The following is a 13,445-nucleotide window of genomic DNA, read 5'->3' as shown; positions in this document are numbered from 1 at the left end:
CATGGCCATGGAAATCAAGCCCATCCTCGCCGCGCTGCGCCAGCACAAGGCCGGCACGATGCTGATCGCGATGCAGATTGCGCTGACCCTGGCGATCGTGTGCAACGCATTGTTCATCATCCAGCAGCGCGTCGCCCACCTGTCGGAGCCCACCGGCATCGACGAGCCGAACATCTTCGTGATCCAGAACGAGTGGGTCGGCAAAGTCAGCAGTGCCCAGGCCGACGCGATGCTGCGCGCCGACCTGGACGTGTTGCGCCGGACGCCCGGCGTGCAGAACGCCACGTCCAGCAATTCGTATCCGCTGCGCGGTGGCGGCTGGGACGACGGCGTCCGGTTGAGCGCCGAGCAGATCAAGGACACGTCGGGCGCGACGATCTACCTGGCCGACGAGCACTTCATCGACACCCTCGGCCTGAAGCTGGTCGCCGGACGCAACTTTCGCGCCGATGAAGTCGAGCCCATGAACATGCGCGACCGCCTGGCGCCTCCGGTGGTGCTGGTGACGCGCGCGCTGGCCGACAAGCTGTTCCCCGACGGCCACGCGCTGGGCAAGACGATTTATCTGGTCGGCGGCCCGGCCACCATCGTGGGCATCGTCGACCTTCTGCAGGCGCAGAGCGTGGCCCGCTGGGCGTCGAGCTTCGCTTACCGTTCGGTGCTGGCGCCCCGTCGCATGGCGGTCCCCGAAGGCGCCTACTACATCGTGCGTACCCAGCCCGGGCAGCTGGCCACGGCCATGCAGGCCGCACGCAAGGCGCTTTTCGCGGAGAACCCGCGGCGCGTATGGGATGACAAGGACGGCATCATGAGCTTCGCCGAGGTGCGTTCCCGCGCCTACGAAAGCGACCGCGGCATGGCGGTACTGATGGGCATCATCAGTCTGGTTTTGCTGGCGATCACTGCTGCAGGCATCGTCGGCCTGACCAGCTTCTGGGTCGGCCAGCGGCGGCGGCAGATCGGCGTGCGCCGCGCGCTGGGCGCGACGCGCGGCGACATCCTGGGCTATTTCATGACCGAAAACCTGCTGATCAGCGTGGGTGGCGTCGTGGCCGGCGTGGTGCTGGCTGTCGCCATGAACCTCTGGCTGGTCACCCGCTTCGAGATGCATCGGCTCTCGCTGCTCTACGTGATGGCGGGGGTGCTGCTGTTGCTGCTGCTGGGACAAGGGGCGGTGCTGGCGCCGGCAATCCGCGCGTCGAAGGTATCGCCGGTGGAGGCCACGCGCTCAGTGTGAGCGGGTGCTCGGTCGAGTAGGACGACACGAAGGACGAGGGGATGTTCACTTATTACCTGGAACTGGCGTTGCGCAGCCTCCGGCGCAACAAGGTGCTCACGGCCCTGATGGTGGTGGCCGTGGCCCTGGGCATCGGCGCTTGCATGACGACGCTGACCGTGCTGCACGTGCTGTCGGGCGACCCGATCCCGGCCAAGAGCGCGCGGCTGTTCTATCCGCAGCTCGACCCCCAGGACATGGAGGGCTACCGCGAAGGCGAGGAGCCGCCCGCGCAGCTGACCTGGACGGACGGCATGAACCTGCTGAAAGCCAAGCGCGCCCAGCGCCAGGCCCTGATGACCGGGGGCGCCGTGCCGGTGCAGCCGACGCAGTCGGATTTGGAACCGTTCTTCAGCAACGCGCGCTACACCAGCGCCGATTTCTTCGCCATGTTCGATGCGCCGTTCCTGTATGGCCAGGGCTGGGGCGCGGCGGACGACGACGCCAAGGCGCGTGTGGTGGTGCTCACCCGCAAGCTCAACCAGAAGCTGTTCGGCGGCAAGGACAGCCGTGGCCAGATCGTGCGCATGAAGGACACCGCCTTCCGCGTGGTCGGCGTGCTGGACGATTGGCGGCCGAATCCGCATTTCTATGACCTCAACATGGGCAACTATTCGGACTCGGAAGAAGTGTTCATTCCGCTGTCCACCTCGCGCGACCTCGTGCTGCCGCGCAATGGCAGCATGGACTGCTGGGGCAAGGGCGCCGCGGACGGCGAACATCTGGAGAACGCCACCTGCGTGTGGATGCAGTTCTGGGTGGAGCTGGAGAGCTCCTCGCAGGTTGCCGCCTACAAGGCCTTCCTGGAGAACTACTCGCGCGAGCAGAAAGCGCTGGGGCGGTTCCAGCGGCCGGTGAACGTGCGATTGCGCAACGTCATGGAATGGCTGGACCAGCAGAAGGTCGTGCCTAGCGACGTCCGCCTGCAGAGCTGGCTGGCGATCGGTTTCCTGGTGGTGTGCCTGGTCAATACCGTGGGCTTGATGCTGGCGAAATTCCTGCGTCGTGCGGGCGAACTGGGCGTGCGGCGCGCCCTTGGTGCTTCCAAGCTGGAGGTGTTCAAGCAACTGCTGGTCGAAGCCGCCGTGATCGGCGTGGCGGGCGGTGTGCTGGGCCTGGGGCTGGCCTTCCTTGGCCTGTGGCTGGTGCGCCATCAACCGGCCGATTACGCCTCGCTGGCCCATCTGGACCTGTTCATGCTCGGCGTCACCTTCGCGCTCGCGGTCGGCTCCACCATCGCCGCCGGGCTGTTGCCGGCCTGGCGTGCCTGCCAGATCACCCCCGCGCTGCAGCTCAAGAGCCAGTGAGGAGACACCATGGCCATCCGACCCATTCTTTCCACCCTGCGGCGCCACAAGACCACCGCTCTGCTGGTCGTGCTGGAGATCGCGCTGACTTGCGCCATCGTGTGCAACGCGGTGTTCCTGGTGATCCAGCGCGTCGATCGCATCCACATGCCTAGCGGCGTGGCCGAGCACGAGCTGATCCAGGTGGATCTGGCCGACATCGGCAAGACCGACGATGAGCACGCCCGTACCCTCACGGACCTCGCCGCGCTGCGCGCCATTCCGGGCGTGACGCAGGTGGCGGCGGTCAACCAGATTCCCTTCGGCCATTCGTCGAACAACAGCGGCATCAAGCTCGACCCCAAGCAAAACAAGTCCACGCTCAATGCCGCGCATTACCAGGGCGAGAACATCGCGCAGACCCTGGGCCTGCAGCTGGTGGCCGGCCGCCTGCTGCAGCCGGGGGACTACGTGGAGCTGAAGGACGCGGCCAAGGCTTACACCGAAGGCAAGGCCGAAGGGCTGCCGCGCCTGGTGGTCATCACCCAGCCGATGGCCGAACGCCTGTTTCCCGGCCAGTCGGCGCTGGGCAAGACGATCTGGGTCGGCGCCGAACTGCCGCTCACCGTGGTGGGCGTGGTGAAGAACCTCGTGCGGCCATCGATCTGGAACGACGCGGAAGCGCAGTACAGCATGATGCTGCCGATGCGCGTGGACAGTAACCAGTATTTGATCCGCACCTCGCCGGATCAACGCGAACGCGTGCTCGCCGCCGCCTTGGACGCGCTCAAGAAGAACAACCCGCACCGGATCGTGTGGCAGAAGCGCACCTGGGACGAAGTGCGGGAGGGGTTCTTCGAGGGCGACCGCGCCATGACCGGCCTGCTGATCGGCGTATGCGTGGCGTTGCTGGTCGTCACCGCGCTGGGCATCGTCGGCCTGGGCAGCTTCTGGGTGGCGCAGCGCCGGCGGCAGATAGGTGTACGCCGCGCGCTCGGCGCCACGCGCGGACACATCCTGCGCTATTTCCAGACCGAGAATTTCCTGCTGGCGACCATTGGCATCGTGCTTGGCATGGTGCTGGCCTACGGCGTCAATCTGTTCCTGATGGTGCATTACGAGCTGCCACGGCTGCCCGCGATCTATTTCCCGATCGGCGCGCTGGCGCTGTGGCTGATCGGCCAGGCCGCGGTGCTCGGTCCCGCACTGCGTGCCGCCGCGGTACCGCCGGTCGTAGCGACGCGGTCGGTGTGAAATCCTGCAAGGAGTCACGGATGTTCGGCTATTACCTCGACCTCGCCTTGCGCAGCCTCAAGCGCAACAAGGTGCTGACGGCACTGATGGTGCTGGCGATCGCCGTCGGCATCGGGGCCAGCATGACCACGTTGACAGTCATGCACCTGCTGTCGGGCGATCCGTTGCCGGGGCGCAGCGACAAGCTGTTTTACGTGCAGGTGGATGACAACCCGCTGCCCGGCAAGCAAAAGGAGCCGATGGATGTCATGACCTACCAGTCGGCGATGGATTTATGGACAGCTCACAAGGGCGATCGGCAGGCGATCATCGTGGACAGCCCGGTAAAACTGCGCGCGCCGGATACCACGCTGCCGCCGCTGATGATGCCGATGTTGTCGACCACTGCGGATTTCTTCGCCATGTTCGACGTGCCATTCCGTTATGGCGGCCCCTGGCGGGCGGAAGATGATGCGGCGCGCGCGCGGGTGGCCATCATCTCCGCCGATCTGAACGACAAACTGTTCGGGGGCGCGAACAGCGTCGGCCGTACCTTGCGTCTGCGCGATACGGATGTGCGCATCGTTGGCGTGCTGGCACCATGGCGCCCTTCGCCTCGCTATTACAACATCGCCGGTGGGCGCTTTTCGGGCGGAAAGACCGCCGATTACTACAGCAAGCCCCAAGACGTCATCACGCCGTTCAGCAGTGCGCTCGAACTCAACGATGGCAACTTCTATCAGTACAGCTGCTGGCAGCTGCCGCCCGCGCCAGGACACCTCCAGAATGCGCCTTGCGTCTGGCTGGCTCTGTGGGTGCAGTTGGGCAGCGCCGCCAAGGCCACGGCATTCAAGCGCTTCCTCGACGGCTACGTGGGGGAGCAGGTGAAGTCGGGACGCATCGTCCGCCCGGAAAATACCCGGCTGCGCAGCCTGGTCGAATGGCTCGACTATCAAGGCGTGGTGCCCAGCGACGTGCGCCTGCAGACCTGGCTGTCCTTCGGCTTCCTGGCGATCTGCCTGTTCAACACGATTGGCCTGCTGCTGGCTAAGTTTCTGCGCCGCGGTGCCGAGATCGGCGTACGCAGGGCATTGGGTGCGAGCCGCGGCGCCATTTTCTCTCAATGCCTGGTCGAGGCGGGGATGATCGGCCTGATCGGCGGCATCGGCGGCCTGCTGCTGACCTTGCTTGGCCTGAGTCTGGTGCGGCGGCAACCCGTAGCGTTCGCCGACATGGTGCATCTCGATACGCGCATGTTCCTGCTGACGTTCGTGCTGGCGATCGCCACCAGCTTGCTCGCCGGCTTCTTGCCGGCATGGCGCGCGAGCCGGGTGACGCCCGGCCTCCAACTCAAGACGCTTTGAGGTCCGCATGCAGATCCAACCCATCCTGGCCGCGCTGCGCAAGCACCGCCTTGCCACGTTGCTGATCGCGCTGGAGATCGCGCTGGCCTGCGCGGTGCTGTGTAACGCTTGCTTCCTGATCGCCAATCGCTTGCAGGCGATGCAGGTGAACAGCGGTGTGGACGAGGCTTCGTTGGCAACCCTGCAGATCAGTGGCTTCGATGAGGCGCAGGCCAACGACGTCAATGCCCGCATCCTCGCCGGCCTGCGGGCGATTCCCGGCGTGCAGGCGGCGAGTGTGCTCAACTCCATCCCCTTTGGCGAGCATCGCGGCAGGGTAGGCATCACCACCGATCCGGAGGGCAAGCATTTCGCCGGCGTGGTCGAGCTCTACCTGGGCGGCCCCGGTAGCGTGGAAGCCATGGGGCTGAAGCTGATCGCGGGGCGGAAACTTCAGGCGGACGACTACCAGCCATTCACCGGCGTGTTTCCCAGTACGGCTCCGGTATTGATGGCGCGTGAACTGGCCGAGCATTTGTGGCCGGGGGCGGACCCACTTGGTAAGACGTTCTGGGTCGACCGCTGGTCGTATCGCGTCGTGGGCATCGTCGATCACCTGGCGACGCCCGCGCCGGGGTGGGCCGGGCGAAGCGCGCCGGGATGGGCGGCCTTCGTGCCCGCACAACCGGGGCCAAACCTTGCCGGCAGTTATCTACTCAGGGCGGCACCGGCGGACCTGGGGCGCGTGTTGCGCGACGCCCGCACACTGATCCCCAAGATCGCCCCCGATGCCGTATTGGACCAGGAGGGCTCGCAGACCATCAGCGACTTGCGCGACAGCTTCTTCCAGGAAGACCGCACCATGGCCTTCATGCTGGTCGGCGTCATCATCGCGCTGCTGCTAGTGACCGCGCTGGGCATCGTCGGCCTGGCCAGTTTCTGGGTGCAGCAGCGACGTAAGCAGATCGGCATCCGGCGCGCGATCGGCGCGACGCGCGGCGACATCCTGCATTACTTCCAGACGGAGAACTTCCTGATCGTCAGCGGCGGCATCGGCCTGGGCATGGCGATGGCGTTCGCGCTGAACCTGGTGCTCATGAAGTTCTATGAACTGCCGCGGTTGCCGCTCTTCTATCTGCCGGTGGGCGCGGTGGTGCTGTGGGGCCTGGGTCAGCTGGCGGTACTGGGCCCGGCCTTGCGCGCCGCGGCGGTGCCGCCGGTGGTGGCGACGCGCTCGGGTTGAGCGCGACGGGTGCACGAGAGGGCGCGGGCCGGCTACAGTGCGCGGATCGCTTGCCACCCGGAGGTTGGAAATGAAACTGGTGTCCTGGATGATCTGCGCGAGCCTGCTCGGTTCGGTGACGCTGGCCGCGCCGGCCATGGCTGCGACGGCAGCCGCACCGTCCGCCGACGTGTCCGCGCGGGTCAAGGCGCTGAACGGCCTGCTCGCCGAACAGTGGCAGCACACGCTGGAGAACTCGCCAGAGTTCGCCACCATCCTGGGCGACCTGCGCTACAACGACCGCTGGAGCGACCTCTCGCTCGCGCACCAGGCGGCGGAGCGCAAGACCAACGCGGACTTCCTCAAGCGCTTCGAAGCCATCGATACCGCGGGTTTCGCCGACGAGGACAAACTCAACCAGCAGCTCATGGTCCGCCAGCTTCGGGAGAGCTTGAAGGGCTACGACCTGAAGCTCAATGAGATGCCGCTAGACCAGATGAACGGCATGCACCTGCAGCTGGCGGGTTTCGTCAGCTCCATTCCGTTCGACAATGCCAAGCAATACGAGGACTACCTCGCGCGCCTGCGCGCCGTGCCGCGCGTGCTGGACCAGGTGACCGAAGTGGCGCGCCAGGGCCTGAAGGACGGCATGATGCCGCCGCGCTACCTGCTGGAGAAAGTCGCCGCGCAGATCGACAGCATCGCGGCGCCGGCCGGCGAGGCGAGTTCGTTCGCGGAACCGCTCAAGCGTTTCCCCAAATCGATGTCCGAGGCCGACCGCAAGCGTCTGCACGATGCCATCGTCGCCGCCATCGACAACGACGTGCGCCCGGCCTACCGCAAACTTGGCCAGTTCGTGGCCAAGGATTACGCGCCGCACGGCCGCAGCCAGCCGGGTGTCTGGCAGCTCGCCAACGGCGACGCGATCTACCGTTTCCAGGTCGAGCAGATGACGACCACCAAGGAAACCCCCGAGCGCATCCATGAGATCGGCCTGGCCGAGGTCAAGCGCATCGAGGCGGAGATGACCGTCATTGCCAAGGGGCAGGGCTACCAGGACCTGGCCAGCTTCCGCGAAGCGCTGAAGCACGATCCGAAGCTGCAGCCGACCTCGCGCAAGGACATCCTGGATCGCTATCGCGGCTTCATCGCGCAGATGCAGCCGGAGTTGCCGAAGCTGTTCGGCCTGCTGCCGAAGACCAAGGTCGAGGTGATGCCGGTGGAGGAGTACCGCGAGAAAGAAGCGCCCGGCGCCGAATATCACCAGGGCACGCCGGACGGTTCGCGGCCCGGGCAGGTGTACGTGAATACCGGCGATTTCGCCAGCCGTACCACGCTGACGATCGAGTCCACCGCGTACCACGAGGCCATCCCCGGCCATCACATGCAGATCTCCATCGCGCAGGCCCTGCCGGGCCTGCCGCCGTTCCGCCAGCAGGCCGGCTACAACGCCTACGTCGAGGGCTGGGCGCTGTACGCCGAGCGGCTGGGCAAGGACATCGGCTTCTACAAGGACCCGCTGTCCGACTACGGCCGCCTGTCGGACGAACTGCTGCGCGCCGACCGCCTGGTGCTGGACACCGGCGTGCACTACAAGCACTGGACCCGGCAGCAGATGGTCGATTTCTTCCACGCTCATTCCAGCCAGGATGAGCCCGATATCCAGGCCGAGACCGACCGCTACATCACCTGGCCGGGCCAGGCGCTGGGCTACAAGATGGGCCAGCTGAAGATCCTGGAATTGCGCGAGCGCGCGAAGACCCAGCTGGGCGGGCGTTTCGACATCCGCGCCTTCCACGACCAGATCCTCGGCGGCGGTGCATTGCCGCTGGACGTGCTGGAAGCGCGCACCGACGCCTGGATCGCGGCGGTGAAGGCCGGCAAGCCGACGCCGCCGCCCGTGGCCGCGCCGTGAGCCCGGGTAGGCCAATGGTCATTGCAACGTTTTGCCGGCAGGATGCATCCATTCCGGCATGCCCAAGAGCCACATGCGTACTGTCCTGATCATCGACGACAACCCGGCCGTGGGGGAGGCGCTCTCGCTCGCGCTTTCCCTGCACGAGATCCGCCCCCTGACCGCGCTGACCCCGGAGCAGGGCCTGGAGCTGCTCGAGCGCGAGCGCATCGATGTGGTCATCCAGGACATGAACTTCACGGCGGACACCACCTCCGGCGAGGAAGGCATCGCCCTGTTCCGCGCCATCCGGCAGCGCCATACCGACCTGCCGGTGATTCTGCTCACGGCCTGGACGCACCTGGAGACTGCGGTGGAGCTGGTGAAGGCCGGCGCGGCCGACTATCTCGCCAAGCCGTGGGACGACGCCAAGCTGCTGGCGACCGTGGAAAACCTGCTGGAGCTGTCGGAATCCACGCGCGAGGTGAACCGCGCCCGCAACGAGCGGCGGCGGCGCCGCGAGGATCTGCAGCGGCGCTACGACCTCACGGGCCTGGTGTTCTCCTCCGAGGCCATGGCGCGCACGCTGGAGCTGGCCTGCCAGGTCGCACGCTCGGAAGTGCCGGTGCTGATCACGGGCCCGAACGGCGCGGGCAAGGAACGCATCGCGGCGATCGTGCACGCGAATTCGATGGCCAAGCGCGGCCCGTTCATCGCGGTCAACTGCGGCGCGCTGCCGGGCGAGCTGATCGAGGCCGAGCTGTTCGGCGCGGAAGCCGGCGCCTACACGGGCGCCAACAAGGCGCGCGAGGGCCGCTTCGAGCTGGCCGACGGCGGCACGCTGTTCCTCGACGAGATCGGCAACTTGCCCCTGTCGGGCCAGGTGAAGCTGCTCCGCGTACTGGAAACCGGGCAGTTCGAGCGCCTGGGTTCCGGGCGCACGCGCCAGGTGAAGGTGCGCGTGCTGAGCGCGACCAATGCCGACCTCAAGGCGATGATTCGCGCGGGCACGTTCCGCGAAGACCTGTACTACCGCCTCAATGTGATCGAGGTGAACCTGCCGCCGTTGTCGGAGCGCGTCGACGACATCCTGCCGCTGGCCGAGTACTTCCTGGACGGCCGCGCCGAGCTGAGCGATGCCGCACGCGAAGCCATGCTCACCTACAGCTGGCCCGGCAACGTGCGCGAGCTGAAGAATGCGATCGAGCGCGCGGCTTTGCTGACATCGGACGGCCGCATCGGCCCCGAGCAGCTGAACCTGCCGCAGTCGGCGGTGCCCACCAATCGCAACCTCGACGAGCCCAGCCGCGAGGCGGTGGAAGCGGCGCTGGACAAGGCCGACGGCGTGGTCAGCCGCGCGGCGCAGGCGCTGGGCCTGTCGCGGCAGGCGCTGTACCGCCGGATGGAACGCTACGGGCTGGCGACGCAGGGGACGTGAGCGGCGCCAGCCCCGGCGCGGGGATGGGCAAAAAGGGGCAAGGTGCGCTGTGCCATGCCTAAAGATGGTTGCCCGGCGCAGCGTGCGCATATCAAGATGCCGCGATCCGGACGAGCCTGGGGAACGATCATGCGTCGATGGATGAGGTCCACGGTCACGGCGGCGGTTCTGCTGGCCGGCACCGTTCACGCGCAATCCGCGCCGACGGCGAGCGACAGCTGGCAGCGGCCGGCGGCGTCGTCCAGCGCGGGCGCGGCCTATGGCAGCCGTCCGGCGACGACGGCGCACGAGAGCCACAGCGCCTTCCGCTTCAAGGATGACGAGAAGGCCGATCCGCGCTTCCAGGTCACTTCGCCTAAGCGCCGCTACGGCCGTCCCGACAACATCTGCGAAGCCAATCCCACGGCCTCCACCTGCCGTCAGGCGCCGCCGCCGCGTCCTGGTCAGGGTTTCTGAGTGCCGCGTCGCCTCAACAGCCTGCAGACGCGGCTTTCGCTGCTGCTGTGCCTGGCCTACGTGTCTGGCGCGGCGATCTACATCGGCATCACGCAATGGCCGTTGCCGCAGCTGCTGCAATGGATGAAGCACGATCTGGGCGTGTCCGTGCAGCCGCCGGCGCACATGGGCGTGTGGGGTGGGCTGGCCTTCAGCGCGGCGATCGCGATTCCGCTGTCCATCTGGCTGGCGGGCATCGTGATGGACCCGCTGAGCCGGCTGCTGCGCGCCCTGGAAGGCGCGGTCGCCAGCTATCGCGATGGCGATTTCAGCTTCTCCATCGCCGCCACGCGCAACGACGAGCTCGGCGAGCTGATCCGCATGCACAACGCCCTGGGCCAGACGCTGCGCGAGCAACGCCAGAACCTGGCGCAGCGCGAGCTGCTGCTGGACACGGTCGTGCAGAACACACCGGTGGCGTTGGTGCTCACCGACACGAGTGGACGCGTCACTTACGCCAACATCGCTGCGCGCCATCTGTTCAACGAAGGGCGCTCGCTGCACGGCCTGGATTTCCTGGAGCTGCTGCAGGATGCGCCCGAGCCGCTGCGCCGCGCGGTGCAGGGCGGCGAGGACGCTCTGCTCACGGTGGAGATGGAGGGTAGCGAGGAAACCTTCCATCTCTCGCAGCGCAGCTTCCGCCTGCAGGGCCGGCCGCATCGGCTGCAGCTGTTCCGCCGCATGACGCGCGAGCTGTCGCGGCAGGAAGTGGCGACCTGGAAACGCGTGATCCGCGTGATCAGCCACGAGCTCAACAACTCCCTCGCGCCGATTTCCTCGCTTGCGCATTCGGGCGCGGAGCTGGCGCGGCGCGGACAGACCGAACGCCTGCCCGGCGTGTTCGCCACCATCGGGGAACGCGCTCGGCATCTGCATGGCTTCATCGCCGGCTATGCCAATTTCGCCAAGTTGCCGGCGCCGCAGCCGGTGCCTATCCAATGGCAACCGTTCCTGGACAGTCTCGCGCTGCACTGCGTCTTCCGCCTCGTGGGCGGCGTGCCGGAGCAGCCGGGCTGGTTCGATGCCGCGCAGATCGAGCAGGTGCTGATCAACCTGGTGAAGAACGCCCACGAGTCCGGCGGGCCGGACGACGAGGTCACGCTCTCGCTGGCAGTGATCGGGCGCGACTTGCGCATCGAGGTGGCTGACCGCGGCCCCGGCATGAGCGAGACCGTGCTGGCGCAGGCGCTGCTGCCGTTCTATTCCACCAAGCGTTCCGGCACCGGCCTGGGCCTGGCGCTGGCGCGCGAGATCGTCGAGGCGCACGGCGGCCGCATCACGCTGGCCAACCGGGAGCAGGGCGGCTTGCGCGTGAGCCTGCTGTTGCCGCTCAAGCTGGCCTGAAGCCGGCGCGGGATGCACCCTTGCGCGTGTGACGTCATAACGTAACCGCCCCCTTCGCCGGCCTCGCCTATACTCCGCGCCATCATCAAGGAAAGGAGTCAGGCCATGGGATCGCTTTTAGCTCTAGTGGTGGTGATCGTCGCGATCATCGTGATCGCCAAGCTGGTGCGCATCGTGCCGCAGGGCTACGAATGGACGGTGGAGCGCTTCGGCAAGTACACGCGCACCCTCACTCCCGGGCTGCATTTCCTGATCCCCTTCATCTACGGCATCGGCCGCAAGATGAACATGATGGAGCAGGTGCTGGACGTACCCTCGCAGGACGTGATTACCAAGGACAACGCCGTGGTGCGCGTGGACGGCGTGGTGTTCTACCAGGTGCTGGACGCGGCCAAGGCGGCCTACGAGGTGGCCAACCTGGAGCAGGCGGCGCTGGCGCTGGTGATGACCAATATCCGCACCGTACTCGGCTCGATGGATCTCGACGAGTCGTTGAGCCAACGCGATGCGATCAATGCGCAGCTGCTGCGCGTGGTGGACGAGGCGACGCATCCGTGGGGCGTCAAGGTCAACCGCATCGAGATCAAGGACATCGCGCCGCCGCGCGATCTGGTCGATTCGATGGCACGCCAGATGAAGGCCGAGCGCGAGAAGCGCGCACAGATCCTCGAGGCCGAAGGCCTGCGCCAGGCGGCGATCCTGAAGGCCGACGGCGAAAAGCAGTCGGCGATTCTCGCCGCGGACGGCAAGAAGGAAGCCGCGTTCCGCGAAGCCGAGGCGCGCATCCGCCTGGCCGAGGCCGAGGCGCAGGCCACCAAGCTGGTGTCGGACGCGATCGCCAGCGGCGACGTCAATGCGCTCAATTACTTCGTCGCCAACAAGTACGTCGAAGCGCTGAAGGAAATGGCGCATTCGCCCAACCAGAAAATGCTGCTGCTGCCGGTGGAGGCCACCGGCATCATCGGCTCGCTGGCGGGCATCGCGGAGCTGGCCAAGGAATCGCTGGGCCAGCAACAGGACAAGAACGCGGTCGCGCGCCGCACGCCGCCGGTCTGACGCGGCGCAAGGGGGACGCATGTTCGCTGACGTCGCAACGCATTACCTGTGGTGGATCCTCGCCCTGCTGCTGATCGGCGCGGAGGTGCTGCTGCCGGGTTATTTCATGCTGTGGATCGGCCTGGGTGCAGCGGCCACCGGACTGCTCACGCTGCTGGTGCCAGGGTTGTCGGTGATCGCCCAGGCGGTCGCCTTCGTGGTGCTGGCGTTTCTCTCCTGCGCGGCCTACTGGTACCTGCTGCGGCCGCGCCTGCAGCGCGAGGACGGGGACGAACCGCGACTCAACCGTCGCGGCGAGCAGAACATCGGCCAGCGCTACGTGCTGGCCGAGGCCATCGTCAACGGTCGCGGCAAGGCACGCGTAGGCGACGGCCTGTGGCTGGTCAGCGGGCCGGACCTGCCGGTGGGGACGACGGTCGAAGTCGTGGCCGTGGACGGCAACACCCTGCGGGTCAAGCCCGCGGCATGAATGACTCCAGGGCAGCAAGGGCGCTTCGCTGGTGCGGGCGCTTCCTGTACGCGTTCGCCTGGCCGGCGCTGCTGTTCTACGCTTTCTTGTTCGGCGGCAGCTTGGGCGCCTGCCTGCGCGAGAACGGCAGCCTGTTCGGTTGGCCGTTCTTTCTGTGGGTGGTATCCGCCATGTACGCCTGGCCGGCCGTGCTGGTCGTGTTGGCCGGCTGCATCGCCGCCGCCACCGTTCTGCCCGAGGCCGCGCGGGGAAGCTGGGCCAGACGCATGGCCTGGCTGGCCGGGGCGTCGGTGGCTGCCCTCGCCGTGGGCTGGGCGGTAGGAGGCGTCGGCAGCGTCTGCCATCTTGCGTGGTGAGTTCCGTCGTTCGGACGGCCAAACGTATTCAAG

General features: G+C 66.9%; 12 protein-coding genes. All 12 read left to right on the top strand.

All coding sequences use genetic code 11. From position 1 onward, the window contains the following. Position 1 precedes the first annotated feature (1 nt). The 12 genes from RKE25_RS18465 (at position 2) to RKE25_RS18410 (ending at position 13,412) form a co-directional block, all read left to right on the top strand. Positions 2 to 1,237, top strand: coding sequence for an FtsX-like permease family protein (locus RKE25_RS18465; RefSeq protein ID WP_311839552.1), 1,236 nt, complete (start codon positions 2 to 4; stop codon positions 1,235 to 1,237). Between the two features lie 41 nt (positions 1,238 to 1,278). Continuing rightward, positions 1,279 to 2,583 carry an ABC transporter permease gene (locus RKE25_RS18460; protein ID WP_311839551.1) on the top strand — a complete coding sequence of 435 codons (1,305 nt, stop codon included), beginning with the start codon at positions 1,279 to 1,281 and terminating at the stop codon, positions 2,581 to 2,583. 9 nt (positions 2,584 to 2,592) lie between these two features. Beyond that, entirely contained in the window at positions 2,593 to 3,816 is a 1,224-nt protein-coding gene (locus tag RKE25_RS18455; protein WP_311839550.1) for an FtsX-like permease family protein, read from the top strand. 20 nt (positions 3,817 to 3,836) lie between these two features. Then, on the top strand, positions 3,837 to 5,159 hold the full coding sequence (locus RKE25_RS18450) for an ABC transporter permease (RefSeq protein ID WP_311839549.1): 1,323 nt from the start codon (positions 3,837 to 3,839) through the stop codon (positions 5,157 to 5,159). 7 nt (positions 5,160 to 5,166) lie between these two features. Next, positions 5,167 to 6,381: an FtsX-like permease family protein gene (locus tag RKE25_RS18445; protein WP_311839548.1), complete on the top strand. Its 1,215-nt coding sequence runs from the start codon at positions 5,167 to 5,169 to the stop codon at positions 6,379 to 6,381. 70 nt (positions 6,382 to 6,451) lie between these two features. Next, complete coding sequence (locus tag RKE25_RS18440; protein ID WP_311839547.1) at positions 6,452 to 8,275, top strand: DUF885 domain-containing protein; 1,824 nt, start codon at positions 6,452 to 6,454, stop codon at positions 8,273 to 8,275. A gap of 73 nt (positions 8,276 to 8,348) precedes the next feature. Further along, positions 8,349 to 9,692, top strand: coding sequence for a sigma-54 dependent transcriptional regulator (locus tag RKE25_RS18435; protein WP_311839546.1), 1,344 nt, complete (start codon positions 8,349 to 8,351; stop codon positions 9,690 to 9,692). Positions 9,693 to 9,821: 129 nt separating this feature from the next. Further along, a complete protein-coding gene (locus RKE25_RS18430; protein ID WP_311839545.1) occupies positions 9,822 to 10,148 on the top strand; it encodes a hypothetical protein in 327 nt (108 codons plus the stop codon). After that, entirely contained in the window at positions 10,149 to 11,531 is a 1,383-nt protein-coding gene (locus RKE25_RS18425; RefSeq protein WP_311839544.1) for an ATP-binding protein, read from the top strand. A 105-nt stretch (positions 11,532 to 11,636) separates the two neighbouring features. Next, positions 11,637 to 12,587: an SPFH domain-containing protein gene (locus RKE25_RS18420; RefSeq protein ID WP_311839543.1), complete on the top strand. Its 951-nt coding sequence runs from the start codon at positions 11,637 to 11,639 to the stop codon at positions 12,585 to 12,587. A 19-nt stretch (positions 12,588 to 12,606) separates the two neighbouring features. After that, positions 12,607 to 13,056 (top strand): NfeD family protein, encoded by a 450-nt coding sequence (locus RKE25_RS18415; protein ID WP_311839542.1) that lies wholly within the window; start codon positions 12,607 to 12,609, stop codon positions 13,054 to 13,056. Continuing rightward, positions 13,053 to 13,412: a hypothetical protein gene (locus RKE25_RS18410; RefSeq protein ID WP_311839541.1), complete on the top strand. Its 360-nt coding sequence runs from the start codon at positions 13,053 to 13,055 to the stop codon at positions 13,410 to 13,412. The genes RKE25_RS18415 and RKE25_RS18410 overlap by 4 nt, the downstream gene beginning before the upstream one ends. Positions 13,413 to 13,445 lie beyond the last annotated feature (33 nt).

Source organism: Dyella sp. BiH032, from assembly GCF_031954525.1.
GTDB lineage: Bacteria > Pseudomonadota > Gammaproteobacteria > Xanthomonadales > Rhodanobacteraceae > Dyella_D.
Note: the sequence above shows the minus strand (reverse complement) of the source record. Positions and strands in the feature narration are given on the sequence as shown.

Excerpts from the sequence above, each read along its gene's own strand:
- RKE25_RS18465 (WP_311839552.1), top strand. The coding sequence starts at position 2 with ATGGCCATGGAAATCAAGCCCATCCTCGCCGCGCTGCGCCAGCACAAG.
- RKE25_RS18460 (WP_311839551.1), top strand. The coding sequence starts at position 1,279 with ATGTTCACTTATTACCTGGAACTGGCGTTGCGCAGCCTCCGGCGCAAC.
- RKE25_RS18455 (WP_311839550.1), top strand. The coding sequence starts at position 2,593 with ATGGCCATCCGACCCATTCTTTCCACCCTGCGGCGCCACAAGACCACC.
- RKE25_RS18450 (WP_311839549.1), top strand. The coding sequence starts at position 3,837 with ATGTTCGGCTATTACCTCGACCTCGCCTTGCGCAGCCTCAAGCGCAAC.
- RKE25_RS18445 (WP_311839548.1), top strand. The coding sequence starts at position 5,167 with ATGCAGATCCAACCCATCCTGGCCGCGCTGCGCAAGCACCGCCTTGCC.
- RKE25_RS18440 (WP_311839547.1), top strand. The coding sequence starts at position 6,452 with ATGAAACTGGTGTCCTGGATGATCTGCGCGAGCCTGCTCGGTTCGGTG.
- RKE25_RS18435 (WP_311839546.1), top strand. The coding sequence starts at position 8,349 with ATGCGTACTGTCCTGATCATCGACGACAACCCGGCCGTGGGGGAGGCG.
- RKE25_RS18430 (WP_311839545.1), top strand. The coding sequence starts at position 9,822 with ATGCGTCGATGGATGAGGTCCACGGTCACGGCGGCGGTTCTGCTGGCC.
- RKE25_RS18420 (WP_311839543.1), top strand. The coding sequence starts at position 11,637 with ATGGGATCGCTTTTAGCTCTAGTGGTGGTGATCGTCGCGATCATCGTG.
- RKE25_RS18415 (WP_311839542.1), top strand. The coding sequence starts at position 12,607 with ATGTTCGCTGACGTCGCAACGCATTACCTGTGGTGGATCCTCGCCCTG.
- RKE25_RS18410 (WP_311839541.1), top strand. The coding sequence starts at position 13,053 with ATGAATGACTCCAGGGCAGCAAGGGCGCTTCGCTGGTGCGGGCGCTTC.